Here is a 24,723-nt window from a genome sequence, read left to right as displayed (position 1 = left end):
AGCCGCGGGGCGGTCGCCGACCTCTGTAGGAGGAAAGCGGCCGTCCCGGGTCCCGCGTACGCGGAAGCCCGCCGTCCCGAAGTCCCTGTGCGGGAAAGTGACCGTCCGGAAGTCGCTGTCAGCGTCTGCCCGTAACGTTGTGTCCATGAACGTCTTCGGAGTGGACATCGGCGGTTCGGGCATCAAAGGCGCGCCCGTGGACCTGGACCGCGGCGACCTGGTCGAACCGCGGCATAAAGTGCTCACCCCGCATCCGGCGACGCCCGAGAGCGTCGCCGACGGCGTGGTCGAGGTCGTACGGCACTTCGGCTGGTCGGGCCCGGTCGGGATCACCTTCCCCGGCGTGGTCACGGGTTCCGTGATCCGTACGGCCGCCAATGTCGACAAGTCGTGGATCGATATGGACGCGGGCCAGGTGCTCGGTGACCGGCTGAATCTGCGGGCCACGGTCCTCAACGACGCCGACGCGGCGGGTGTGGCGGAAATGGCGTTCGGCGCGGGACGCGGCCGTAAGGGCACGGTGTTCCTGCTGACCTTCGGTACGGGCATCGGCAGCGCGCTCTTCGTGGACGGCAAGCTGGTCCCCAACACCGAGCTGGGCCATCTGGAGCTGCACGGTCACGAGGCGGAGAAGCACGCCTCGACGAAGGCCAAGGACGACGAGGACCTGAGCTGGCACCACTGGGCGCACCGCGTCCAGAAGTATCTGGCGCACCTGGAGATGCTGTTCTCGCCGGAGCTGTTCATCATCGGCGGCGGGGTGAGCCGCAAAGCCGACAAGTTCCTCCCGCTGATCGAGGGGATCAGGGCCGAGATCCTCCCGGCGGAGCTCCAGAACAACGCGGGGATCGTGGGCGCCGCGATGGCGGCGGCGGGACGGTGAGCGTGGCCTGACGGGACCTGGGCCGTGTTTCAGCACGGCCTAGCCGCGCCATGTGCTCCGAGTGGCGCGGTAGGCGGTGGCCCCGGTCCGGGCGGTCCCGGTCTGAGCCGTCCCGGTCCGGACGGGTACGGTCCGGGGCGCACCCGCCCTGGCTGTCCCGGTCGCCGTCCCGATCCCGGCCCTGGTGGAGGCGGCCTCGGCGGCGGTCCTGGCGACCGCCTCGCGGATCCGCTGCCGCCGCCCCATCTCCCGCACCTTCCGTACGGAAGCGATGAGCCCGGCGACGAGAGTGCCGCCGTACAGCCAGCCGGCGTGCACGGCCAGCGAGGTGATGAGCGCCATCGCGTGCCCGCCGACGCCGCCGGTGCCACCGGCGATCGGAAGGGTGCCGACCGCGAAGGCGATGGGCGCGCTGATGGGGGCGGTCACCAGATCGGCGGTACGTACCCAGAGCGCCGTCACCGCGCTGACCGGCAGGAACAGCGCCCCGTACACCAGTGGCTCACCGTCCAGGAGCAGCTGGTCCGCGTAGGCGATGAACAGCATCGTGGCGGTGGCGAACAGCCCGGCGCCGAGCCCGGTGAACCGGGGGTTGGGCAGCCGACGCGACCGACGCGATGCCGGAGGCACCCGCCGCCGGGGCTTCGCGGGAATCCCGTGGACGCCGACGGGGCCGGAAGTGGCGCTCCGCTGCGCGGGGGCGCTCTGCCGGTTCCGCGCGGCGACGGGGTTCTGTGGCCGGGGCCGGCGCGGGGTCTGCTGACGTGTCCAGTGCTGCTCCACCGGACCAAAGTAGGTGGCGTAGGGGGACGAATCCGGCGTTGGACACGCGCTTTGGGGGACCTTGGCGCTGAGTTCGAGGGCCCCGGGCCCCTCGGGGCCCGCCCACGGCCCGTCGTCGGCCGCCGCGACCCGCCCGTAAACTGGGGGATCGGTCCGCTCTCCGGGCCGCACAGGCCATCAGCCAGTACCCCTCCGGTACCCGCTCAGCACCCACTTCAGGAAGTCGCCAACGTGTCGCTCACGATCGGAATCGTCGGTCTGCCGAATGTCGGCAAGTCGACCATGTTCAACGCCCTGACCAAGAACGACGTGCTGGCGGCCAACTACCCGTTCGCCACCATCGAGCCGAACGTCGGCGTGGTCGGCGTACCGGACCCGCGCCTGAACAAGCTCGCGGAGATCTTCGGCTCCCAGAAGATCCTCCCGGCCACGGTCGACTTCGTCGACATCGCCGGCATCGTGCGCGGCGCCTCGGAGGGTGAGGGCCTGGGCAACAAGTTCCTGGCGAACATCCGTGAGTCGGACGCGATCTGCCAGGTCATCCGCGCCTTCAAGGACGAGAACGTCGTCCACGTCGACGGCAAGGTCTCGCCCAAGGACGACATCGAGACGATCAACACCGAGCTGATCCTCGCCGACCTCCAGACGATCGAGAAGGTCCTGCCGCGGCTGGCGCGGGAGTCGCGCATCAAGAAGGACGTCCTGCCGAAGGTCAAGGCGATCGAGGAGGCCCAGGCCATCCTGGAGCGCGGCGAGACCCTCTTCTCCGCGGGCATCGTCCAGGGCACGGAGAAGTCGGAGCCGCTGCACGACCTGCACCTGCTCACGACGAAGCCCTTCCTCTACGTCTTCAACGTCGACGAGGACGAGCTGACGGACGACACCTTCAAGGACGAACAGCGCGCTTTGGTCGCCCCCGCCGAGGCGATCTTCCTCAACGCCAAACTGGAGTCGGACCTCGCCGAACTGGACGACGAGGAGGCCCTGGAGCTCCTCCAGTCGGTAGGCCAGGAAGAACCGGGCCTGGCCACCCTCGCCCACGTCGGCTTCCGCACCCTCGGCCTCCAGACGTACCTCACGGCCGGCCCCAAGGAATCCCGCGCCTGGACGATCAACAAGGGCGCCACGGCCCCCGAGGCGGCCGGCGTGATCCACACCGACTTCCAGAAGGGTTTCATCAAGGCGGAGGTCATCTCCTTCGCCGACCTGGTGGAGACGGGCTCGGTGGCGGACGCCCGCTCGGCGGGCAAGGCGCGCATGGAGGGCAAGGAGTACGTCATGCAGGACGGGGACGTGGTGGAGTTCCGCTTCAACGTCTAAGACGTCCGGCGAATGGCCGTCTGACCTGCGGCGGAGTGGGTTGGGCGGCCTTTGCTGTCCGCGCAGAGTCCGCAGCGCGCTGGATGAGTCCGGCACGCGGGGGAGCGGCTACGCCGCTTCGTCGACCGCCGTCTCGCCGTCCGCAGGGCGGTCCGCGTACGCCTTGTCGACGGCGGCCCGGGTCCGCTCCTCGGAGTCGGGCCACAGGTGCGTGTAGATGTTCAGCGTCATGGCCGCGTTGGTGTGACCGAGGCGCTCAGAGACGGTCTTCACCGACTCGCCGTGCTTGATCAGCAGGCTGGCGTAGTGGTGCCGGAGGGCGTGGGGTCCGGTGCCCTTCGGTATGCCGGCCTTCGCGCAGGCGGGCCGCCAGGACCCGTCCATGAAGTGCGTGTAGACCACAGGCCCGCCTTGCGGCGCCGTGAAGATCCAGCTCTCGGGCCCATCGGCGGGGAAGTCTCGCAGGTGGGCCTTCATCGCATCCACTGCCATGCGGGGGAGCGGAACCGTGCGGTGTGAGCGCGCGGTCTTCGGCGGTCCGACGTACACCCCGTGCTTGGCGGCCTGCTGGATCTGCTGCTCGACCGAGACGGTCGCGTGCAGCAGGTCCACGTGCCGGAGTTGGAGGCCGAAGAGCTCGCCGGGGCGGAGCCCGGTGGCCGCGCCGAGCAGCACGAGGCCCTTGTATCGGGCGGGTATTTCCTCGGACAACGACCGCACTTGCTCGACGGCCAGCGGCACGACCTTCTTCCGTGGTACCGACGGCAGCTTCGCCTCGGCGCAAGGGTTGTGAGGGATCATCCGGTCACGGACGGCCGCCCGGAAGACGGCGTTGACCGTGTTGAAGACCGTGCGTGAGGTGCTGGCGGCCAGCCCATGCGTGGCGGTCAGGCTGGTGACCCAGCTCTGTACGTCGCCGGGCTTGATGGCGCCGAGCGCCCGCTTCTCCCAGGCCGGGTAGACGTAGCAGCGCAGGTGCTGGGCCACCGCCTTGGCCGTGGAAGGCCGGTGCGGCTGGATGGCCCGCCATTCCTCCGCGTACTCCTTGAAGGGCTTCTTCGCCGACCGCGGGTCGACGTACTGTCCGGTGACCACGCTGGCCGTGACCTCGTCGAGCCACCGCTGGGCGTCGATCTTGCGGTCGAAGTGGCGAGCGTGCTCCTTGCCGTCGAGGTCGCGGTAGCGAGCACGCCATTTGCCGTTGGGGCGCTTCTGGATGTTGGCCAAGTGGCTTCTCCTTCATGTCGGTTGTCAGTAGTGGCCGCCGTCCTCGATGTCACTGGTGAGGATGCGAGCGTCCCGCTCGTCGCCCATGAGGCGGAGACACTGCTCGTGGATCGCCCGCGAGCTGTCGGGGCGAGCCTTGACGTGATTGGCGATGGCGACCACGGCGTGGTGCAGGCGGTCGCGTGCGTCTCGGGTCTCGTAGAACGCCTCGACGGCTTCTTGGACGAGCCGTCGACTGCCGATATCGAGGCCCTCCAGCGGCGGTGACATGAGCTCTTCGAGGGGGAGTTCGAAGACCCGCGTAAAGGCGAGAGCCTCATCGAGGTTGATGCGTCGGCGAGGCGTGCCGTTCTCGATGCGCCAGACCGCTGTCTGGTTCATCCTGACGCCGGCCCTGGTCACCCGCTCGGCCAGCTCGGTCGTGCTCCAACCTCTGACCTCGCGCTCCAGGGCCACGCGCGCGGCCACGTTCCCCTCGCTGTAGAGCAGGGGCACCTCGCCACCCTCGGGCTTGTCGCCTGCCATCGAACCTCCATCGTCACCGTAACTATCCCAATTGAAACATGAGCTTCCCGATTTGGGTAACCGCCGATCCTGGGGTACAACTCTATGCGGATCGAATCACTTCCTAACCGAATGGGAATGCATGCGATATCTGACCACCGCCGAGGTCGCCGAGCGCTACCGCACAGCCGAAAGCACCGTCCGCTACTGGCGCCACATCAAGAAGGGGCCGCTCGGCATCAAGGTCGGCAAGCGGGTGCTGTACCCCGAGGCCGAGCTGCTGCGCTACGAGCGCACCTTGATCGACGGCCGAGACGAGTGGGGCCTGGCCTCATGAGCTGCCGGGAGGTCCGGACACAGCAACGGCCCTCGGCGTGCCTACGCCGAGGGCCGGAGATTCCCCTGCACGTCGCCCATCCCTGAACGAACGAACCGGTGAGGGGCGGGACCTTGCCCGTCCCGTCCCTCACTTGAGAGGAACGTCTATGGAGGACTCTACGTCCCCCGCCACCTCGAACACATCCAAGGTTGTCTGGCCCACCACCGAGGTCCCCGGCCAGGGCATCCCCTGGCGCAACGGGGAGCGAAGCGGGGACCGAACGGAGTCATGGTCCCCTGCTGCACACGCCAGCCGTGATGCTTCGACGGGTGTTCCGGTCGGGGACCGAAATTCCCCCCGCACGGAATATGAGCAGGTCAGCGCCTTGGGGACCGGTCCCGCTGGCGCGGAAGCTGGGGACCGGGCGGAGACTTTCGGTCCGCCGGTCCCCGAACCCGGTCCCCGAATCTCGGACCAGCGCGGCGCGCTGCGAGTAGATGGCGAGGGCCACGGTCCCCACGCATCTACGGGGACCGTGGTCCCCGACGGTGAATCGGGGACCGGGGACCGCGCCGGTACGAGCAGCGAGACGGCCGACGAAGGAGCCGCGTTGCTGGATGACCTACGTGCGGCGATCGGCCGGTACGCGGTGCTGCCGAGCGTCGAGGCCCTGACGGCGGTCACGCTGTGGGTGGCGGCCTCCCACATCCAGCCTGCCCTCCAGCACGCCCCACGGCTGGCGGTCGTGGGGCCGACCAAGGGGTGCGGCAAGTCCCGGGTCCTGGACGTGCTCCATGAGACCGTGCACCAGCCGATGATGACGGTGAACACGTCGCCTGCGGTGGTGTTCCGCGTCATCGGCAAGAACCCGCCGACGCTGCTGGTGGACGAGGCCGACACCATCTTCGGCCCCAAGGCCGGCGACAAGGAGGACCTTCGCGGCCTGCTGAACGCCGGGCACCAGCGCAACCGACCCGCCTGGCGGATCTCCGGGCCGGAGCACAAGCCGACGGCGTTTCCCACCTTCGCCATGGCCGCGCTTGCCGGGATCGGCAACCTACCGGACACGATCATGGACCGGGCGGTCGTCATCCGCATGCAGAAGCGTAAGCCGGGCGAGCGGATCACTCCATTCCGCTCGCGGTACTCGCTGCCCGAACTGCACGCTCTGCGCGACCGGCTGACCGCCTGGCTGGCCCCGCTGCGGAGCACCGCCGCGGGCTTGGTTCCGCAGATGCCGGTCGAGGACCGCGCCGCCGACACATGGGAGCCGCTGGTGATCGTCGCCGACCTGGCCGGCGGGCACTGGCCGTCGCGGGCCCGTGCCGCCTGCCTGGCGATGGCGCGCAACGAGGTGGTCCAGGACGAGCAGACGACGCTGAAGACGCGGCTGCTGCGCGACGTCCGCCGCGTGTTCGAGCAGGAGGGCAACAAGGAGGCTCTGCGCAGCCAGGACCTGCTCGCCGCCCTCCTCCAGGACGCGGAGGGGCCGTGGGCCGAGTACGGCACCAAGGGCCTGAACGCCTACCACCTGGCCAACCTGCTGCGCGACTTCGGCATCAGCCCGGCCAACCACCGCTTCGAGAACGGCAGGCAGGCCAAGGCGTACGCCCGCAACCATTTCTTCGACGCCTGGGCTCGCTACTGCCCTGACCCTGCACAGCCGGACCCCACAGCCGACGAGGCCGCGCTCGCACGGCCAACCCGCGGCAAGCCGCCCGCCCCTCCCACCGGGACGCTGCCCATCGGTCCGCCCAGCGGACCTGCCGGCCCCAAGCCCACTCGCTGACACCAGCTCCGTATCAATCCGTCGCATCCGTCCCCGCGCAGGTCAGCGCGGGGACGGAGTTCCTTGCCGATACGGATCACTCCGTACCTGCGACCGCCTCCGTACCTGTCCTGACCAGCTACGGGACGGATGCAACGGACGTGACGAGGCCCAACCGCACACGACCACCGGAGCGCCACCATGTCCGAAACGGGCACCGACAACGCCCCCACCCGCCGCCGCAAGGGATTCTTCGGCCTGACCCGTCGATCAGCAGCAAGCTGGAGCGAACGAGCCTCTAACGAGGCTTCGTCCGCGCTTGCCCCCGCCCCAGGGGTGGCGGAGGAGAAGGCCGAGCGCCAGGGGGCGCACGAGCCGGAGGAGGGCATAGCCGAGATCGGCTGCCTGCCCGCAGCAGATTCCGTCGCCCCGATCACTCAGCCGCCCGCCGAAGTCCAACCGCCCGTCGAGCAGCCCTCCTGGCGAGATCTCGACGCCCCCGTCCTGCCCGCGCTGATGAACCGCAAGCGCACGGTTGAAAAGCGCGACCAGGAGAAGACCATCCGCTTCACGCGGACCGCGGTCCGCGTGATCAGCGCCGCCGCTCACCAGCGCGGGCAGAAGTTCGCCGGATTCGTCGGGGACGCCGCCCTCGCCGTCGCCCTTGGCAAGGCGGGGCTGGTTGGCAGCCCGGAGGACGATCCACTCCGCCCGCTGATCGAGGCCGTCGAGGCACACACGGTCGCGCTGAACCGCATCGGCGGCAACCTCAACCAGATCACCGCAGCCATCCACCGAGGAACGGTGCCCGAGCGTGCCGAGGCCGTGCTGGACTGCGTCGAGCAATCAGCCGAGAAGAGCTACCGACTGATCGACCAGCTCCTGGCAGAGGGCACCGCTCATGGTGCCTGACGTCTCCACCGGTTCCGACTCCCGCGGACTGATCGTCTACCTCTTCGGCCCCGGCCGACGCGACGAACACACGGACTCTCATATCGTCGCCGCCTGGGACATGGCCGGCGCCCCTGACCCCGGCCGCGACCCGGCGGCCACCTACTCCCAGCTCGCCAAGCGCCTCGACCACCACGTCGACCTACGCACCCGCGAGCTGGGTGGCAAGAAACCACCTCAGCATGTCTGGCACTGTCCGGTCCGTACCGCGCCCGGCGACCGCTACCTCACCGACGCAGAGTGGGCCGAGGTCGCGCGCCGCATCGTTCACACCGCCGGCATCGCCCCCGAAGGCGACGAGAAGGCATGCCGGTGGATCGCGGTGCGCCACGCCGACGACCACATCCACATCATGGCCACCACCGTCCGCGCCGACGGGCGGCGCCCGCGCACCCACCGCGACGGACAGCGGGCCCAAGTCGAATGCCGCAAGATCGAAGCCGAATTCGGCCTGCGCCGACTGAAGTCCGGTGACCTCACCGCTCCTCGCACCCCCACCGGCGCCGAACGCGCCAAGGCCGAGCGCCAGGGCCAGGCGGTCACGGCGCGGCAGTGGCTGCGTGAGCAGGCGTACGCGGTCGCTGCCGCCGTGCGCAACGAAGCCGACTACTTCACCGTGCTCCAGTCCCTCGGCATCAAGGTCAAGACTCGCCTCGGCCCAGAGACCGGTGACGTGATCGGCTACAGCCTCGCCGCACCCGGCGACACCAATGTGGCCTGCGAACCCGTCTGGTATGGCGGCTCGAAACTCGCCCCTGACCTCTCCATCAACCGTCTACGCGAACGCCTCCCCGACCGGGAAGTGGCCGACCGCCCGCAGTATGTGGCGGACCCTGCCGAGCCATGGAGGCACGCCACCAACGCAATACACACGGCGCACTCGGTTCTCGACTCCGGTGACGATGCCGCTGCCCAGGGCTACCTGGCCGCCTTCGGCGATGCCCTGTACAACATCGCCAGCGCCACGACCAGCCCACACCGAGCAGAACTGCGGACGGCGGCCAAAGCGTTCAACCGCGCCCGCCGCTCCGCCATCCGCGCCGACCACCAAGGCGCCACCGCCTTGCGCAAGGCAGCCAAGGAACTCGCCTACGCCTCCAGCGAGCCGGGAGGGCTCGCGGTCGCCCTGCTCTTCGCCACCGTGCATCTGGCCCGCGCCGCCGCCAAGTGGCACGAGCAGCGTGGCCACGAACAGCAGGCTGCTGCGGCCGAGGAAGCCTTCCGCCACCTTCAGGCGGGCTATCAGCAGGCCGCTCCACCCGTCCTGGCCGACTTGGCTCGCCGCGCACCGCGAGCCGCGACCGCCCGCCGCTTCGAGCAGGACGTTCGCGTGGCCCTCCCTGACCACGCCGACCGGATCCTCGCCGACCCTGCTTGGGCCGCCCTGACCACAGCCCTCGCCCACGCCGAGACCGCCGGTCACACTCCCCGACGCCTTCTGGCCGAGGTGGGCTCCGAGCGGGAACTCGACAGCGCGGAGCGCCCCGCCGAGGTCCTCAACTGGCGCATCACCGCTCAACCGAACAAGCGGGCGCAAGCCGCTCGCGGACGACGCACCACCAGCGGCGCCTCGTCCGCGGCTGCCACGTTGCACCCTCCGGCCGCGTCACCAATGGCCATGAGGCCCGAAGAACGCGGTCGGCACCGCTGACCCGGCCAGATGCCCGCGCCACGTCGCGGCGGGGGCATCGGCCCTTTGCCCCCGGGTTCGCGTCAGGCTGCTTCGGTTTCGTTCGGAGCAGCGGGTGCAGCAGTCCGCGCAGTGAGCAGCCGCCCTACCCACGTCCGGGCCTCGATCAGGTGCTCTGCTTGGAGCCCGGTACGGGGGTCAGGTTGGATCAGGAGGGTCGCCGCGCCGCGGGCGGTGCGCTCTGCGGCCCAGGAGTGGTCGAGGCCGGTGAAGTCGTCGTCGATCCAGACAGCGGGGGCATCGTCCAGCCAGGCGTCGACGTGGTCGCGTTTCCACAGGTAGCCGTTGGGGTGGCTGGTGGTGATCTGCGGATGCGGAAGGTCGACGTGCGGCAGAGGCGGGAGGTCGAGAAGCGGTCCGATCAGGGTGGTGGCGTCCTGCCGCCAGCTCGTGCACCAGACCGGCGTGACGAGCCCCGTACGGATCACGTCCATGAGCATGGGGCCATGGGCGGGGTCGAGCCAGACGGTGACCGGGTTGTCGGCGTTGCGGCCAGTAGGAACGACGTCGTGGCGGGAGTGGGTGGCCGGGATCGAGCCGTCTGTGTCGGGGAAGGGGATGAGGACGCCGTCGATGTCGAGGAGCAGGTAGGGCGGGCGCATCGGTTCCTCCAGGGGAAGCCGGGGCGAATGGCTATCAGAGCCTGCGAGCGCGGATCAGCAAGGTGGTGGGCCAGTGGCCCATTCGGGGGTCGTGGAACTCCTGGGACGCGGTGAGCCAGAAGCCCGCCCGGCTGAGGTGCTTATCCCAGTAGTCGGTGTCGAACTCCCAGCGGGCGATGGGGAGCCGGGTGCGGTCGGGGAGGGTGACGTGGTCACGGCGGGGCCGGTCGTCGGCGGCGGGGCTTCGGCCGCCGCGTTGCGGGTGGGGGACGGAGAAGGCGAGCGCCCGGCCGGGTGTGAGGCGCTGGGCGATGGCCGGGAGAAGGAGTTCGGGAGCGACGAGCCCGACGGCGCCGAAGACGGAGTAGATCGCGTCGAACTGCTCGTCCGAGGCGTGCAGGTAGTGCAGGGCATGCCCGGCGACGAAGGTGAGGTTGTTCAGCCGTCCGTAGTGGGAGCGGGCGCGACGGACCTGGAGGCCGACCAGATCGACGCCGGTGACGTGGGAGCCGTGGCGGGTGGCGAGGTGGGCGGCGTTGTGGCCGGGGCCGCAGCCGAGTTCGAGGAGTCGCTTGCCACGCAGGTCGGGGCCGAGGATCTCGGCGCCGGGCCCCTGTCCGGGCCTCGTGGTCCATTCCATCCGGGCGGGTACGGCGAGGGGTTCGGCAAGTCCGGCGGCGGTGCGTTGAAGGGCGTGGGCGTGCCACGGGGAAGCCTGGGCGAGCACGTCAGATCGCCAGGAGGTGGAGGACGTCGCTGAGGTGGCGTCGGACGACCTTGATGTAGGCAGGGTCGGTGGCCGGGTCGTCGATCCAGCGGATGGCCTGCTCCATGAACCACTCGACGGCCCACATGCGGTGCCAGCCCAGGGCCCAGTTCTCGGCGGTGAGCCCGCCGCGCGGGGCGAGGGCGTCGGGCTCACCGCCGGCGGTGACGTACTGCTCCAGGAACACGCGCAGGCGCACGGGGTGCGGGGGCTCGATGGTGCCGTGCCAGCTGGCGAGGTCGAGCAGGCCGGGGCCGGTGAAGGCGCGGGCGAAGTCGAGCAGTCGCCACCCGCGCTTGCCGATGTGGAGGCTGGTGGGGTGAAACTCGGAGTGCACCCAGCCGAACGGCGCCAGCGTCGCTCCGGCCGAGCGGTCTTCGGCTGCCTGGCCGACCCGGTCGAGCGTGTCCTCGACGTCGTCGGCTTCCTGCCACCGGTCGGCCTTGCGCAGCCGTCCGAGGTGCTCCAATGCCCGGGCCGGCAGCATACGCAGCCGCTCCCGGTCCAGGACGGGCAAGGGAGGAGCCGTACGGGTGCCGTGCAGGACCACGGCTGCGGCGACGCCGTCCAGGTCGTCGGCCTCGCGCACGGACGGTCCGAGGTCCTCCATGAGCATGCCGAGCCAGCCGTCCAGAACGGCGGAGGCGTGGACCTGGGGGACCGGAACGCCGACGGTGTGAGCCAGGCGGAGGGCCTGATCCTCGCTGTCGAACGGCTTCTTGGCGTACTTGAAGATGGCCGTGGAGCTGTCGGGGAAGGTCACGCGCTCGACTCCGGACATCGACCACACGCGCACCTCCTCCCGTACGGCGGCGGCCTGACCGATCACGGTGATCAGGTTGTCGAGGAGTTCGGCGCTGGGGTTCGGGCTCATTGGGGGCTCCGGTCGGTTGGAGGCGTCCGGGGCGGGCAAGGGGGCCGGCCCGCCCTGGAACCTGCTCGGGTGGGGGTTATGCGGCGGGGTTCACACGGTGGGCGTAGACCTGCTCGATCCAGCCCGCCTTGAACGCGGCGAGGCCGTCGCGGAAGTTGGCCATCGAGGCGCCGTAGGGCGCGACGACACCACCGGTCTGGTCCGGTACGGACTGGCAGCCGTGCACCAGGCGTCCACCGAGCGCGGCGTGGGCCTTGATGGACTCGATCCGGCGGTGTTCGTTGAACCAGCCGCCGTGGTAGACCTCGTCGAGCATCCCGCCCATCTCGTCGTCCAGGTCGAAGACGACAGAGGTGGCGGCGGGGAAGAACCAGCACGGGCCGACGTTGGAGATGTGCCCGTCCAGCTCGACCTTGTTGAGCGCCATGAGCGTGGCGGCCTCTCGGAGCATCCGCAGGTGGTCAGCGGTGATCTGCGGGAGTCCGAGACCGGCCAAGTGCTCGTCGCGGAAGAGGTAGGCGTACAGCTCGTACGCCGTGGCCAGGACGCGAGCGGCGTCAGAGGTGGACTCGCCGTGGTTCTTGATGAAGTCGAGCGCGAGCTGCTCGACCGCGCTTTCGGTCGTCTCGTCCACGCCGAGGAGCTGGGTCTGGACCAGTTCCCAGTCGGCGATGAGCCAGGTGTTCGACTCGAAGCGGAAGAAATACTCGGCCGGGTTGATGGTGATGCGCCGGCCGTCGACCTGGATGCCGGGCAGCCGGCTCCAGCGCGGGTCGAACGCCTCGGGCAGCTCGACCGTGATGGCCGTGGTGTCGATGGTGGTCACCGTGTTCTCCGTCTCTGATCGGCCGGGTTCGGGCACAGGAATGCCCGAGCCTGGTGTGGGCGTACGGAACTTCGGGGTGCCGCCCGGACCAAGGGGAGCCTGGATCACGGTCGGGCCGTTCCGGGCGGCTGCTGATAAGTGAACCGGTGGTCACGCTCAGTGGGTACGGTGGACGGCAGTTGAAGCGGTATACGCGGTTTACAGCTCCGGAGTGGAGGCGATCGTGGCGGCGCAGAGAGGCCCCAACTCCCGTCTGCGCGACGGCATCAACGCGGTCGGCTGCACCTACGAGGCCCTCGCCAGAGACGTGCGGCGCATTGCCGCCGAGAACGGCGAGATCCTCCAGACCAACAAGTCGGCCATCTCGCACTGGGTGAACGGCGCCCGCAGCCCCTCGGGTCAGGTAGGCCAGTACCTCGCCGAAGCGCTGTCCCGCCGAGCGGGACGAGCGATCACCCAGACCGAGATCGGCCTACGCGCTGGCGAGGCCGAAGAGCCGGCGGAATCCGACCCCGTCCTCGCCGTCACCGACCTGGGCCGCGCCGACGTCGAGCGTCGCCGCTTCCTCTCCATCGCGGCCTTCACCACCGCCGGCGTCGCCATGCCGCTCGGCTACGACCACGAGGCCGCCGCCCGCATGCTCCGTGCCCGCACCGGCACGTCCGTGGTCGGCGCGGAGGACGTAGACGTCGTACGCCAGATCACCGCGGCCTTCAGCGCCGCCGACGAGCGCCTCGGCGGCGGGCACGGCCTGACCACCGTCACCGCGTACCTCGCCGACACCGCCGCCCCGATGCTCCGCGGACGCTTCCCTTCGGAGCCGTTACGCCGCGCCGCCTTCGGAGCCGTCGCCGAACTCGCCTACCTCGCCGGGTGGAAGCACCACGACCTGGGCCACGAAGGCGCGGCCCAGCGCTACTACCAAGTCGGCTACCAGCTCGCCTGCGAAGCCGACCCCCAAGGTCACGCGGCCTGGATGATGCGCGCCCTCGCCCACCAGGCCCTGAGCCTCAAGCTGCCCCACCACTGCGTCGACCTCGTCGAAGGCGCTCTGCGACGCGGCCTCGGCCACGTCGACGGCCAGACCGAGGCTCTCCTCCACATCACCCACGCCCGCGCCTACGCGGCCACCGACGAGAACCCGGCAGCAGCACGTGCCCTCCTCGCTGCCGAAGACGCCCTCCTACGGGACGACGGCCCCCAGCCCGGCTACTCCCGCGTCAGCGGCCCGGCTGCCGGCACCGTGGCCAGCCACACCGCCCGCACCCTCACTGACCTCGCCGACCACATCGGCACCGAGCAGCAGCACCGGGACGCCCTCACCCGCTGGGACCCGGACAAATACAAGCGCGTCCACGCCCTCACCCACGCCGACCTCGGCGACAGCCTTGCCGCCCAGACCCGAGCTGATGAAGCGGTCGCCGCTTGGACCCAGGCCCTCGTGCTCATGGAAGGCATGACCTCCGACCGCACCCGCAAAGCGATCACCTCGATCCGCTCCACCCTCGCGGTCTACCAGCGTCGCAAGGTCCCCGGCGCGGCCGAACTCGCCCGCCGCGCCCGCGAGGCCCTCGCCTAACATGCCCAACAACCCGCCCGACGAAGGGAACACCGTGGCCCAGCAGACCGACGACCGCTCCCAAGCCCTCAAGCCGGCGCTCGACTCGATGACCCTGCTGGTCGCGGCCGTCATCGTCCACGACAAGGCCACCAACCGCGTTGTCCTCCTCCAGCGCAGCGAGAACGCCAAGTTCGCCCAAGGGATGTGGGACCTTCCCGTCGGCAAGAGCGAACCGGGCGAGCCCATCACCGAGACCGCAGTCCGCGAGCTCTACGAGGAGACCGGCCTCACGGTGAAGCCGGAGTCCCTCAAGGTCGCCCACATCATCCACGGTGCCTGGGGCGTCGAAGCCCCCAACGGCTTTCTCACCGTCGTCTTCGCTGCCCACGATTGGACCGGCGAACCCGAAAACCGCGAACCCTGCAAGCACTCACAGGTCCGCTGGGTCGACGCCAACGCCATCCCCGAGGCATTTGTTGACACCACGGCCAGCGCCCTGCACCACTACCTGAACGACGGCTCGGAGGTCTCGCTAGACGGTTGGTCGGTAGCGTGAGTATCAGGCGATGGGAGGTGGTCTGCTATTCCGCCGACGTACGGCTCAGTGGGCTCGTAGGCGTCTGAGGGCGTGAGCCGCTCAATAGCGTTCTGGACGTGGGACAGCGGCTCCCCTACAAGGGAGGGGAGCCGCTCCTCGGCGATCGGGGCCAGCGGTCCACGCGGACAGGGCCTCGGGAAAGTGCCGGTCTTCCAGGAGTGAGGCGAGAGGTGTGCCGGCCAGACCTTCGAGTGTGCGGAGAACCTCGGGAAAATCAGACCGGCGCAGACGTATGGCTGTGCGCATGGCGGCCTCGGTCTTCCCAAGCTGCACCTGATCATGCCATCTGACGAGTCCGGAGATGAACATCTCGCAGGCGTCCGCGCGGCCCTTCTGTAGCTCATCGCGGTTCAGCCCGAAGACCTCGATGCTGTGCTGTCCCTTGGGCGTATGCCACTTCAGCTCCCCCGACCTCGGCAGCAGCTTCAGATGGTCCGCTGGGTCATCCACCGTAGGGTCGATGAGGAGGCAGGCGCCGGTGGTGGGATCGCAAGGGAAGGCGTCGCGCTTCTCGTTGCTGTTGCAGTGGGAGCAGGCCAGCAGATGATTGTCCCAGCAGAAGGTGCGCAGCGGGGTACGAGCTTTCGGCTCGAAGTGGTCGATGTCGGTGCCCCGGCTGTCCAGGCAGTACATGCAGCGGATGCGGCCGGGAGCCATCTGCTCGAGCAGACCTTTGATGTGTCTCCGGGCAGGTTTCGCGGCCTTCCACTGATCGTAGGCAGCCTTGCTGGTTGCTCCAGCCTCCTGGATCTTCTCCGTGCGGAAGTCGCACAGCTCGACCATCGTGTGCGTGGCGGGTAGCCGCTGCACGGGGATCACTCGTTACCCGCCAAGTGTGCCGCCATCTCGTAGACCCGTGCAGTGCGGGAACTCGTCAGCTCGGCTGCCAGCTGCTTGTACTCTGCGACTTCGCTGTCGTTCGCTTCGCCGTCGAAGACCTTCTCTTCCAGGCGTACGAGCCGCCTTCGCAGCTTGTCCGCGCGCTCTGAGTACGGGGTCTCCAGGCCGAAGAGCTCTGAGAGCACGGCATCTTCGCCGCTGCCGTAAACGATCCGTTGGTACAGGTCCGGCGCCACTACCTCGGGGGCTCGCTGCTCCTCCGGGCCTGGCAGCCGGATTAGTCCGCCCGGGTCGGCGGCCTGGCAGACGTACGGGCTGTGACTGGTCACGATGAACTGGATCCTCGGGAAGTGGCCCTTCAGCCAGTCACCGATCTGCCGCTGCCACGTGACGTGCAGATGGGCGTCCACCTCGTCGATGATGACGACGCCCGGCATCCGCAGGATCGGACGGCCAGAGTCGTCCGTTCCGGCGTCGAGGGTTCCGTATGTGGTCTGGAGCTGTCGGACCAGATCGAGGACCAGCGCCACGACGGTACGGAAGCCGTCGCTCATCTCCCGCAGCGGATAGGCCCGATCCGGTGCGTCGGCCGGAGCCACCCACAGTCCTTCGGATGAGACCCGCAGCGCCCGGTAGCCGTCGGGCAGCAAACCGTCGGAGAGCAATTCCTTGACGACGGCCAAGAGCTCGGTGGCTTCTGTGTGGCCCTCCAGGCTGCGCAGCCGCAACTCCTTGAGCCAGCTGACACCCTCCGCGAGCGAGGCATCCTCATGGAAGAGCGAGGCCATCCGTCCCGCAGGCCCTGGAGCGAGCATCAGACGTTGGGCTTCCCCGCTGCCGCCCGCGAGGCGCCGAAACGGGCCGTATGCAGCGGAGAACCAGCCCTGTGGGTGATCGGCCCAGGGGCCGCGGGCAGAAGACGGAGATCCGTAGTTGACGCCGTCGTACGGGGACAGTGAAGGCTGTATGGGGCCGCCCAAGGGGTTGCCGGACGAGACGTTGCCAGCGTCTGGCAATGTCCAACCCAGGTCGAGCGTCATGGGACCGTCTGGTCCTCGGCCCCTGCCGGTCAGTCGGTCGACGGTGTAGTCGGGTGAGACGGCTGCTCGGGACCAGGCGGCCGTCTCACCGGTGGTGATCCAGCCACTAAAATCCTGGGCGAGGGTGCGGGCCACCTGTGGGCCCGCAAGTGCGAGGGCCAGAGCGCGCAGGAGCGTGGATTTGCCGGAGCCGTTGCGTCCCGCGATCACTGTCCAACTGCCGCCGTCCCCGGGCCGGGGCAGGGTGAGCGCATCCACCGCACGGGCCCCGTGAAAGCCCCGGATGTTGGAGAGGCCGAACTCTGCGACGTACATCCAGCCCTCCTGATCGAATACCTGTTCCCCTTGTGGGGGTGGGATCACCATCTCACGGGGCGCCGACACCGTCATCCGTGTCAGAGCGGCCGGACAGCTCCAAGGCGGGACGTGCTGAGTCCTGGCTCGGGCGAGACGCCGGCCTCTCGGCCGGCGCTCGCATTCCGGTGGAATCCTGCCGTCAGGCCAGATCGTCCGCGATGACTTCGGTTTGCTTCAGAATGCGTTCGACCGCTTCCGGCTCTTCGTCCGGCGGGTAGCCGAAGTAGTTGAGGAGCAACTTGACCTTGGCGCGGATCCGGTCCTGGGCCTGGCTCTTGATCCGCCAGTCGACGGTCACGTCGCGGGCGACCTGTTCGTACAGCTTGCGTGCGATCTGAGACAGAATATCCTGTCCCATTTCCAGGGCTGATGGGTTTGCAGCAATGGCGTCGTAGAAGGCGATCTCGTGCTCGGTGAGGCCGAGTTCGGCGGCGCGTTCACGGGACGCGGACAGCGTCCGGGCGAGTTCGACGAGGAGGTCCGCGACCTCGGCGGATGTAATGAGGCCGTTGTGGTAGCGGTTCATCACCGACTTCATCTTCTCGGTGAACTCCTTCTGCCTGACGATGTTGCTGGGGTGGGCCTCCTGGATCTCCTTGGCGATTGCCTCGCGGAGTGCCTTGAGTGCCAGGTTGGGGTGGCGGCTCTCTTTGAGCTGCCGTACGAAGCCCTCGTCGAGGTGGGAGAGGTCGGGCTTGGTGAGACCAGCGGCGTCGTAGATGTCGACGACGCCGTCGGCGGCTACCGTCTCGGCGTTGAGCTGCTCGATCATCCTGCGCACGTCGGCCTCGGTGGCCAGGCCGAGCTCTTGACGATGCTCGGCGGCGTGCTTGCGGCGTGAGGTGCGTACGGCCGCGAAGAAGTGGATGTCTGGGAGGAGGTCCTGGACGTCGGGGTGGGTGGAGCAGAGTGAGAACGCTTGGGAGAGCAGTCGCGAGAAGTGCCCGAAACGCTGGTCGCGGGTGGGCTGACCCGGTTCGAGGCCGGGTTCCGCTGTCTCCAGGAGTTCGAGGACGTCGCCCAGCGCGTCGCGGAAGCCGGTTGCCGCCATGGTGCGCCGCCAGGGGCAGGTATTCAGAACCTCGGACACCTTGCGGTGCATCTCGTGGACCGATTGCACGGCCTCCGAGATGTCCGCGCCGATCGTCTCGCGCTCCTGGTCCTCCTCGGAGTACTCGGCCAGCGCGTACTTGAGCTCCTTTGCCACGCCCAGGAAGTCCACGACCAGGCCGGACGGCTTCTCGTCCCAGGTGCGGTTGACGCGGGCGATGGCCTGCATGAGGGCCGCGCCGCGCATCCGGCGGTCCAGGTACATGGTGTGCAGGGGCGGGGCGTCGAAGCCGGTCAGCCACAGGGACTGGACGATGATCAGCTCCAGCTCGTCATCGGCGTCGCCGACACGCTTCTGGATCTTCTTCAGCTGGTCGGGGGTACGGACGAAGTCCGCGATATCGTCCGGGTCCCGGCCCGGGTTGCCGGTGAAGACCACGCGGATCTTGCCGAAGTCGTCCGGGTAGAGGTCAGATTCCGGTGTTGGCTCGCCGGTCCACTCCGGTCGGCGCTTGGCGAGGGCTCGAAAGAGTCGGGCGGCGTTGCGGCGCGAGGAACAGACGATCATCGCCTTGCCGGTCCGGCCGGTCAGCTTGGTCATCTCCCGGCGCCTGGTGTCCCAGTGGCTGAGGATCGTGTCGGCCATCGACCCGATGCGTTCGTGGGCGCCGATTAGGTCCTCGAATCGGGCGAAGTGCGTCTGAGCCCGCGCTTTCTCCTCCTCGCTCAGACCCTCCACGAGGCCCTCGGCTCTGGCATTGAGCTCGTCCAGGTCGATGCCGTCGGGGAGGGCGACCTTGTGCAGGATCGGCTCGTAGAAGACGGGCACGGTGGCGCCGTCGTCGACGGCCTGGGTGAGGTCGTAAGTGTGGATCGTAGGGCCGAAGACCTGACGGGTGGATCCGGTCCGGTTGTCGATGGGGGTGCCGGTGAAGGCGATGAAGGTGGCCTGGGGGAGTGCGTCCCGAAGGTTGCGGGCGAAGCCGTCCTCCAGGTCGTAGTGGCTGCGGTGGGCTTCGTCAACGATGACGACGAGGTCGCGGCGGTCGGTGATAAGGGGGTGCCGGGTGCCTGTGTTCCGCTCGGCCTTGCTCAACCGGAACTTCTGCAGCGTGCTGAAGATGATGCCGCCGCCCGACTCGCGGCGGGTGAGGAGTTCGCGCAGCTTGTGCGCTGTGGTGGCCTTCTTCGGGGTACCGCCGGCCATGGCGAGGCTCTTGCTCTTCGCGAATGTGTCGAAGAGCTGGGTGTCCAGGTCGATGCGGTCGGTGAGGAGCAGGACCGTGGGGTTGGGAAGTTCAGGGATCTGGGCCGTGAGGCCGGTGTAGAACAGCATCTCCTCGCTCTTGCCGGCGCCCTGGGTGTGCCAGACGACACCAGCTCTGCCATCCGTGGCCACCGCGGAGGCGGTGGCGGCGATTGCCTGCCGGACGGCGACGTACTGGTGGACCTTGGCGAGCTTCACGGTGTCCGGTTCGCCGCCGGTTCCTTCAGCGGAGTAGGAGAGGAAGTTACCAATCAGGTCGAGGAAACGGTCGGGTTCGAGCGCGCCGTGAATCATGCGGTCGAGGGCGCGGTCGTCCTGCCGCTCGTGCGAGCGGAGCAGGGTTCCGTCCTCCTCGGCGTGCCAGGGGGCCATGTGCTGCCACGGCGTGAAGGGGGTGCCGAGGCGGGCGGATATGCCGTCGCTGGCGAGCGTGAGGAGGATGGTGCGGAAGACGCCGTCGGGCTTGAGCTCGCGCCGATAGTTCTGGATCTGGTCGAAGGCGGCGCGGGAGTTGTCGGGGCCGCTCGCCTTCTTCAACTCGATGACGGCAACGGGGAGCCCGTTGACGTATAGGACGATGTCGAAGATTAAGGTGCGATTGCGGGCGCCCTTGACCCGGACCTGGTTCGCGGCGATGAGATCATTGCCGTGGGGGTCTGCGAAGTCGATGGGGCGGACGGTGACGTGCCGTTCCTCCTGCGAGCCGGGGGTGGCGTAGGTCACCTTTACGCCGGCTTTGAGGCGCTGATAGAAAGCCCAGTTCAGCCGTACCTCGTTCGCCGGGAACTTGGCCAGCAGCTTCTCGATCGCGTCCTCGACGGCAGCTGAGGGCAGCGACGGATAGCGGGTGGCGATGGCGGTCCGCAGCCTCGGATACAGGATGAGGTCGTCCCACCCCTTGCGCTGGCCGTCGCGCGGCCGGAGAGCAGTCCCTGGGACGTACTGCCAGCCGCGCTCGGCGAGCTGATCGAGTGCGTAAAACTCCCACTCTTGCTCGGACATGGCGCGGTCGGTGGCCCCGTTCGTCCCCCCATCGGTGGTCATGTGGCGTCCTCCACGATGCGTTCGGCGTCCTTGACACGGATCTTTCCGGTGACGAGTTGAGGGAGCAAGGTGTCGCGGAGCTCGGCGAGGGTGCGGTTTTCGATCTCCAGGGAGCGCCAGTGAGCGAAGGCTTGCGCGGCCTCCTCGCCGAAGGTGGACAAACGATCAGAATCGGGTGCATTTACGATGTAATTCGATGCATCGACCGCACTGACTCGCTGTCGACCCGAAGATCCGATCATGTTGCGCATCGCGTGCTCGCAGAATCGTGCGTCACGAGCGAGGAAGTAGGCGAGTTCGCTAGGGGCGTCCGCTGTGGTACGCATCACGATGAACTCGGTCGAGCCGAGACCGATTTCACCGGATTCCATGAAATCGACATATCCAGTCTTTCCATTTTCGAGGCAAGGAGTAATTCGCGCAAAAAGAGTGTCTCCGTTGCGGAATCGAGTTCCTGATTTCGGTGCGCGTCGAGTCCATGAGGTGATGGAGGCTCGTGAAGTGGACAGCGCTGCCATGTCTACATAGATCGGCTTCTCAGAAGTTGGGCGTTCCGTCTGTGGGTTGAACGTGATGAGATCGGTTACCGGGATGCCGGCGGCGGGGTCCGGCTCTTCGGACAATCCCAGCTGGTTGAATTTGCACTGCAGTAGCAGCTCATGAGTGCTGGAAAGCTGCTCGTTGGCCAAGATTTTGTCGTCTAGGGCGCCGAGGGCGTTCGCGATGGCTTGCTGCTCTCCGGGGGGCGGGATCTGGACCGAGATTCCCTTGATGTAATTTCTGTTCAGCATGGGCTGTGCTGCACCGGAGTTGTATCCAGAGAAGTCCATGTAGCTCAGTAGGTAAAAGGTGAATCTTGGATGATTCCCTAGGAAGTCGGTTACGTAGAGCGACGTATTCAGGGGCCAGAAATCGACATCGGAATACGTTGCCGTCCCCATAGATGAGCCTGCGCGCCCCACGACGACTCCGGGGCCTTTCACCAAGGAGGTGTCATGCACTCCGCTTTGTCCTGCGGACCCGAGTACGGGAACGTTGCCTGGCCTGCGCTGCGCAGTAGGGAGGTCATGCCCTCGCTGCAGTCGAACCAACTGGTCGAGAGTCGCTTGCCGCCACTCAGACATTCACCCTCCCCAGCTGCTCATCCACGATCTTCGCCAACCGCTCCGACTCCGCAAACTGCTCTCGCAGGAGCGTTGTCAGCCGCTCGATCTTGGCCTCGATCGGCTCTGCATCGGGGTCTTCCTCAGCCTCCGCAGCACCCACGTACCGTCCTGGCGTGAGTACGAAATCGTGCTCGCGCAGCTCCTCAAGAGCAACGCTGCGGCAGAAGCCCAGCACATCCGCGTACTCGGTCTTCTGGTCGGCTCCCCGCCAGGCCCGGAACGTTCCGGTGATGCGTTCCAGCTCTTCAAGGCTCAGATCCCGCATCGTGCGTGTCTGCATATAGCCGAGTTCACGCGCGTCGATGAAAAGGATTTGTCCCACCCGCTCCGGCGAGATCCACGGCTCCCCGCCGCGCCGCTTGCCCTTGCTATCCGTAAGGAACCACAAACACGCCGGGATCTGCGTTGAGCGGAACAGCTGCCCTGGCAGCGCCACCATGCAGGCGACCAGGTCGTCCTCGACCATGGCCCGCCGGATGTCGCCCTCCCCGCCCGATTTGCTGCTCATCGACCCGTTGGCCAGGACGATTCCTGCCCGTCCGCCTACAGCGAGCTTGCTGACCATGTGCTGGATCCACGCGAAGTTGGCATTGCCGACCGGCGGAATCCCGTACTTCCATCGGCCGTCCGTGCCGAGTCGCTCACCGCCCCAGTCGGAGATATTGAATGGCGGGTTCGCGAGGACCACGTCGGCCTTCACGTCACCGTGCTGGTCGTTGTGGAAGGAGTCGGCCGGCTCTTCACCCAGGTTCACCTCGATGCCGTGGATGGCGAGGTTCATCTTGGCAAGCCGCCAAGTGGTCTGGTTCCGTTCCTGGCCGAAGACCGAGACGTTGAAGCGGTTGCCCTCGTGCAGTTCCACAAACTTCTCGCACTGCACGAACATGCCGCCCGAACCGCACGCCGGGTCGAGCACCCGCTCACCCTCCTTCGGCTGCAGCATCGCCACCAACAGCTGCACCACCGACGGCGGCGTGTAGTACTCGCCGCCCTTGCGCCCCTCGGCGAGTGCGAACTGCTCCAGGAAGTACTCGTACACCTCTCCCATGAGGTCACGAGCCCCGGTCCGCCTGCCGTCCAAAGAGAGCTGGGACTGGAAAGCCAACTGGTCGAGTAGCTTCACAAGTTCGGCCAGAGTGGTTTCGTCGACCCGGCCGCTGTTGTAGATCTTCGGGAGGGTGTCCTTCAACGGCAGGTTGAACTTCTCGATGGTTCCCATAGCCGAGTCGATGACCTCACCGACGCTGGGCCCGTCCGTGGTGACCTTGGCTCGCTTGAGAACCTCGTCCCACCTGGCCGTCGGCGGAACGTAGAAGATCCCTGCCCCGGTGTACTGCTTCGGGTCCTCCACCGTCTTCAGGACCAGCTCCTCCGAGGCCCCGCCCTCCAGTCCCATCTCAGCGAGCAGACTGCCGCCACGCAGGGCCTTCTCCAGCTGCTCCCGTTTCTCCTCCATCGCTTCAGAGACGTACTTCAGGAAGACCAGGCCCAAGACGAAGTGCTTGTACTCGGCTGCGTCCAGGCTGCCCCGCAGCTTGTCGGCGGACTTCCAGAGGATGGACTTCATGTCCTCCGACTTGGCTTGCTTCTTCTTGCGGGGTGGCACGGGAGGCTCGTCTCTTCTCGCAGCGGGCACTAATGGGGAGTCTGTCGCGGTCCAGTCTCATACAGATCTAGGCCACATACCGTCGCGTCAGCGCAAGTCTCCGCCGGATGCTCGGGCAGTGACCTACCTAGTCAGCTCCTCCAGAGTTTGGAGCCGGAGGAGCACCTCGTCGCGGCGTCGTTCGTCTCGCCCAGGATCGCTTTCAGCTCGGCGATCTTCGCGGGCGGCAGCTGCGGCAGGCCCATGCTGCACCCATCGGCTCGCCGCATCCGGGGCCCGCTGCTCCGACGGTGGTACAGCTGTCGGTCCACGGGGCGTCTACGTCCGCCTCCCAGCCCTCGAAGGAGTTCCGCGTCAGATCGATCGGGCCATGCCGGACCGGGCGGCTCGTCGGCTGCCGGGGGCCTTACACAGCGCCGGTTGTGCTCGTCGCAGGCGCCGAAGTCCTGGTAGTTGCGCTGGGCCTCGATGAGGCAGACCCTGCTGGCCTCGCTGGCCAAGGTCGGCCCGCGGAACTGGAACCCGTCGTTCTCCCAGAGGTAGACGGGGAGATCTTCTACGAGCCGGGCATCGCGTCCAGTACGAGATGCCCGCAGCAGGCCAGGGATAGCGGCGGTTCCCCTGCGCGGTCTCATCGACCGGCCGGGGCCACTGCTATCCATTTCCAGGCTGATCGAGGACCTGCCAGTCCGCAGACAGTCCGCAGGACGCTCGTAAACGCCCGTCGGAGGCCAACGCAACCAAACGTTAAAATGCCTGGTCAGGCGCTTGGGTGGGGCTCCGCCGCAGGTCAGAAACCAGAATTATGCATTCCGCTTCAACGTGTAGCGGGTGGCATACCGCCACGTCGTTGATCTGGTAAACGTGCAGGTCAGAAGGGGTCCGACTCTTCAGGGTCGGGCCCTTAGCCATTTCCCGTGCTGAGATGGTGCTGCTGGTCCTCATCGGCTCCGATCTGTCGATGATGGAGGCCCTGAACAGCTATGGACGCCCCTTCCATCAGCGAGGCCGGGAGATGGTGCTGGGGCCTCTGAACCCTGCCGAGGTGGGGCGGATGCTCGGGTTGGCCCGGCGGAAGCCTTCGACGCCGCGCTGGTCACCGGTGGGCTGCCGCTGATCTGCGTGGAGTGGCCGAGAGGGGAGGGGCTGTGGGACTTCCTCGGCGAGGCGCTGAGTGATCCGGTCTCTGCCCTGCTGGTGTCGGCCGAGCGCTCGCCGGCTGCCGAATTCCCCTCGCGGGCCCAGCGCGTACGGTGCTGGCGGCCATGGGAAGTGGCGAGCGGACCTTCACCAACGCTGCCCGTGCGACCGACGGGATCGGGGCCACGCCGCTGCAGCGAGCGCTGGAACTGCTTACGGACGAGCGCGTCGTCGCTGTGGGGCTGCCCGTATCGCTGCGTCCGTCGAAGGATCGCCGCTACCGGGGGACAGATCCCTACCTGCGGTTTTGGCTGTGCTTGCTCGGCCCGTCCACGGAGGAGATCGAGCGGGGGCGGGGCGATCTGACCTTGGCGAGGATCCGTGAGAGCTGGACCAGCTGGCGCGGCCGGGCGATCGAGCCGCTCGTCCGAGAGGCGCTCGCCCGGATACTGCCCGACGATCGACTCCCTGCGGCGCCCGCGGTCGGTCGTCCCCGTCATCCGACATCGACCCAGTCCCCGCCGCTGTCGCGGCCAGGCAC

20 protein-coding genes and 2 pseudogenes are annotated in these 24,723 nt (G+C 67.9%); 9 read left to right on the top strand and 13 right to left on the bottom strand.

Annotation, left to right across the window (positions count from 1 at the left end):
• Nucleotides 1-145 precede the first annotated feature (145 nt).
• Nucleotides 146-883, top strand: coding sequence for a polyphosphate--glucose phosphotransferase (ppgK, locus tag ACIOJD_RS03630; RefSeq protein WP_401908010.1), 738 nt, complete (start codon nucleotides 146-148; stop codon nucleotides 881-883).
• Nucleotides 884-922: 39 nt separating this feature from the next.
• On the opposite strand, the gene ACIOJD_RS03625 is transcribed toward ppgK, so the two are convergent.
• Nucleotides 923-1,666, bottom strand: a complete 744-nt coding sequence (locus ACIOJD_RS03625) for a DUF6542 domain-containing protein (RefSeq protein WP_401908009.1) — start codon at nucleotides 1,664-1,666, stop codon at nucleotides 923-925.
• A 231-nt stretch (nucleotides 1,667-1,897) separates the two neighbouring features.
• Between ACIOJD_RS03625 and ychF the strand changes: the two genes are divergently transcribed.
• The gene (gene ychF / locus ACIOJD_RS03620) at nucleotides 1,898-2,986 is read left to right on the top strand and encodes a redox-regulated ATPase YchF (RefSeq protein ID WP_401877249.1); all 1,089 of its coding nucleotides are present in this window, start codon (nucleotides 1,898-1,900) and stop codon (nucleotides 2,984-2,986) included.
• Nucleotides 2,987-3,094: 108 nt separating this feature from the next.
• Here ychF and ACIOJD_RS03615 read toward each other — a convergent pair whose 3' ends face one another.
• A complete protein-coding gene (locus ACIOJD_RS03615) occupies nucleotides 3,095-4,213 on the bottom strand; it encodes a tyrosine-type recombinase/integrase (RefSeq protein WP_401908008.1) in 1,119 nt (372 codons plus the stop codon).
• A gap of 24 nt (nucleotides 4,214-4,237) precedes the next feature.
• Complete coding sequence (locus ACIOJD_RS03610) at nucleotides 4,238-4,738, bottom strand: helix-turn-helix transcriptional regulator (protein ID WP_401908007.1); 501 nt, start codon at nucleotides 4,736-4,738, stop codon at nucleotides 4,238-4,240.
• A gap of 121 nt (nucleotides 4,739-4,859) precedes the next feature.
• On the opposite strand from ACIOJD_RS03610, the gene ACIOJD_RS03605 reads away from it, so the two are divergent.
• From ACIOJD_RS03605 to ACIOJD_RS03590, 4 genes are all read left to right on the top strand, one after another.
• Complete coding sequence (locus ACIOJD_RS03605) at nucleotides 4,860-5,054, top strand: helix-turn-helix domain-containing protein (protein WP_358978449.1); 195 nt, start codon at nucleotides 4,860-4,862, stop codon at nucleotides 5,052-5,054.
• A gap of 517 nt (nucleotides 5,055-5,571) precedes the next feature.
• Nucleotides 5,572-6,825, top strand: a complete 1,254-nt coding sequence (locus tag ACIOJD_RS03600; RefSeq protein WP_401908006.1) for a DUF3631 domain-containing protein — start codon at nucleotides 5,572-5,574, stop codon at nucleotides 6,823-6,825.
• Between the two features lie 315 nt (nucleotides 6,826-7,140).
• Nucleotides 7,141-7,716: a hypothetical protein gene (locus tag ACIOJD_RS03595; protein WP_401908925.1), complete on the top strand. Its 576-nt coding sequence runs from the start codon at nucleotides 7,141-7,143 to the stop codon at nucleotides 7,714-7,716.
• On the top strand, nucleotides 7,706-9,406 hold the full coding sequence (locus tag ACIOJD_RS03590; RefSeq protein ID WP_401908005.1) for a relaxase/mobilization nuclease domain-containing protein: 1,701 nt from the start codon (nucleotides 7,706-7,708) through the stop codon (nucleotides 9,404-9,406). The genes ACIOJD_RS03595 and ACIOJD_RS03590 overlap by 11 nt, the downstream gene beginning before the upstream one ends.
• A 62-nt stretch (nucleotides 9,407-9,468) precedes the next feature.
• Here ACIOJD_RS03590 and ACIOJD_RS03585 read toward each other — a convergent pair whose 3' ends face one another.
• The 4 genes from ACIOJD_RS03585 to ACIOJD_RS03570 form a co-directional block, all read right to left on the bottom strand.
• Nucleotides 9,469-10,047 carry an HAD domain-containing protein gene (locus ACIOJD_RS03585; RefSeq protein ID WP_401908004.1) on the bottom strand — a complete coding sequence of 193 codons (579 nt, stop codon included), beginning with the start codon at nucleotides 10,045-10,047 and terminating at the stop codon, nucleotides 9,469-9,471.
• A gap of 34 nt (nucleotides 10,048-10,081) precedes the next feature.
• Nucleotides 10,082-10,774 (bottom strand): class I SAM-dependent methyltransferase, encoded by a 693-nt coding sequence (locus ACIOJD_RS03580; protein ID WP_401908003.1) that lies wholly within the window; start codon nucleotides 10,772-10,774, stop codon nucleotides 10,082-10,084.
• 1 nt (nucleotide 10,775) lies between these two features.
• Nucleotides 10,776-11,687, bottom strand: coding sequence for an aminoglycoside phosphotransferase family protein (locus ACIOJD_RS03575; RefSeq protein WP_401908002.1), 912 nt, complete (start codon nucleotides 11,685-11,687; stop codon nucleotides 10,776-10,778).
• 76 nt (nucleotides 11,688-11,763) lie between these two features.
• Nucleotides 11,764-12,513 carry a hypothetical protein gene (locus ACIOJD_RS03570; RefSeq protein WP_401908001.1) on the bottom strand — a complete coding sequence of 250 codons (750 nt, stop codon included), beginning with the start codon at nucleotides 12,511-12,513 and terminating at the stop codon, nucleotides 11,764-11,766.
• A 223-nt stretch (nucleotides 12,514-12,736) separates the two neighbouring features.
• Here ACIOJD_RS03570 and ACIOJD_RS03565 point away from each other — a divergent pair, with 223 nt between their 5' ends.
• Nucleotides 12,737-14,092 carry a tetratricopeptide repeat protein gene (locus ACIOJD_RS03565; RefSeq protein WP_401908000.1) on the top strand — a complete coding sequence of 452 codons (1,356 nt, stop codon included), beginning with the start codon at nucleotides 12,737-12,739 and terminating at the stop codon, nucleotides 14,090-14,092.
• Nucleotide 14,093: 1 nt separating this feature from the next.
• A complete protein-coding gene (locus ACIOJD_RS03560; RefSeq protein WP_401907999.1) occupies nucleotides 14,094-14,630 on the top strand; it encodes an NUDIX domain-containing protein in 537 nt (178 codons plus the stop codon).
• An 81-nt stretch (nucleotides 14,631-14,711) separates the two neighbouring features.
• Here the strand turns inward: ACIOJD_RS03560 and ACIOJD_RS03555 are convergent, their stop codons facing one another.
• The 6 genes and pseudogenes from ACIOJD_RS03555 to ACIOJD_RS03530 form a co-directional block, all read right to left on the bottom strand.
• On the bottom strand, nucleotides 14,712-15,482 hold the full coding sequence (locus ACIOJD_RS03555; protein WP_401907998.1) for a hypothetical protein: 771 nt from the start codon (nucleotides 15,480-15,482) through the stop codon (nucleotides 14,712-14,714).
• 5 nt (nucleotides 15,483-15,487) lie between these two features.
• The gene (locus ACIOJD_RS03550) at nucleotides 15,488-16,867 is read right to left on the bottom strand and encodes an AAA family ATPase (protein WP_401907997.1); all 1,380 of its coding nucleotides are present in this window, start codon (nucleotides 16,865-16,867) and stop codon (nucleotides 15,488-15,490) included.
• A 181-nt stretch (nucleotides 16,868-17,048) separates the two neighbouring features.
• A complete protein-coding gene (locus tag ACIOJD_RS03545; RefSeq protein ID WP_401907996.1) occupies nucleotides 17,049-20,270 on the bottom strand; it encodes a type I restriction endonuclease subunit R in 3,222 nt (1,073 codons plus the stop codon).
• Nucleotides 20,267-21,394 (bottom strand): restriction endonuclease subunit S, encoded by a 1,128-nt coding sequence (locus tag ACIOJD_RS03540; RefSeq protein ID WP_401907995.1) that lies wholly within the window; start codon nucleotides 21,392-21,394, stop codon nucleotides 20,267-20,269. The genes ACIOJD_RS03545 and ACIOJD_RS03540 overlap by 4 nt, the downstream gene beginning before the upstream one ends.
• On the bottom strand, nucleotides 21,387-23,042 hold the full coding sequence (locus tag ACIOJD_RS03535) for a type I restriction-modification system subunit M (protein ID WP_401907994.1): 1,656 nt from the start codon (nucleotides 23,040-23,042) through the stop codon (nucleotides 21,387-21,389). Before ACIOJD_RS03535 ends, ACIOJD_RS03540 begins: the two co-directional genes overlap by 8 nt.
• A 446-nt stretch (nucleotides 23,043-23,488) precedes the next feature.
• A pseudogene (locus ACIOJD_RS03530) lies at nucleotides 23,489-23,677 on the bottom strand (CPCC family cysteine-rich protein); the annotation flags it as partial.
• A 293-nt stretch (nucleotides 23,678-23,970) separates the two neighbouring features.
• On the opposite strand from ACIOJD_RS03530, the pseudogene ACIOJD_RS03525 reads away from it, so the two are divergent.
• Nucleotides 23,971-24,670, top strand: a pseudogene (locus ACIOJD_RS03525) (ATP-binding protein); the annotation flags it as partial.
• Between the last annotated feature and the right edge of the window lie 53 nt (nucleotides 24,671-24,723).

Origin of the sequence: Streptomyces sp. NPDC088116, from assembly GCF_044741745.1 — a bacterium.
Classification (GTDB): domain Bacteria; phylum Actinomycetota; class Actinomycetes; order Streptomycetales; family Streptomycetaceae; genus Streptomyces.
The sequence above is the reverse complement of the archived record's forward strand: the minus strand, read 5'-3'. Positions and strand labels throughout refer to the sequence as shown.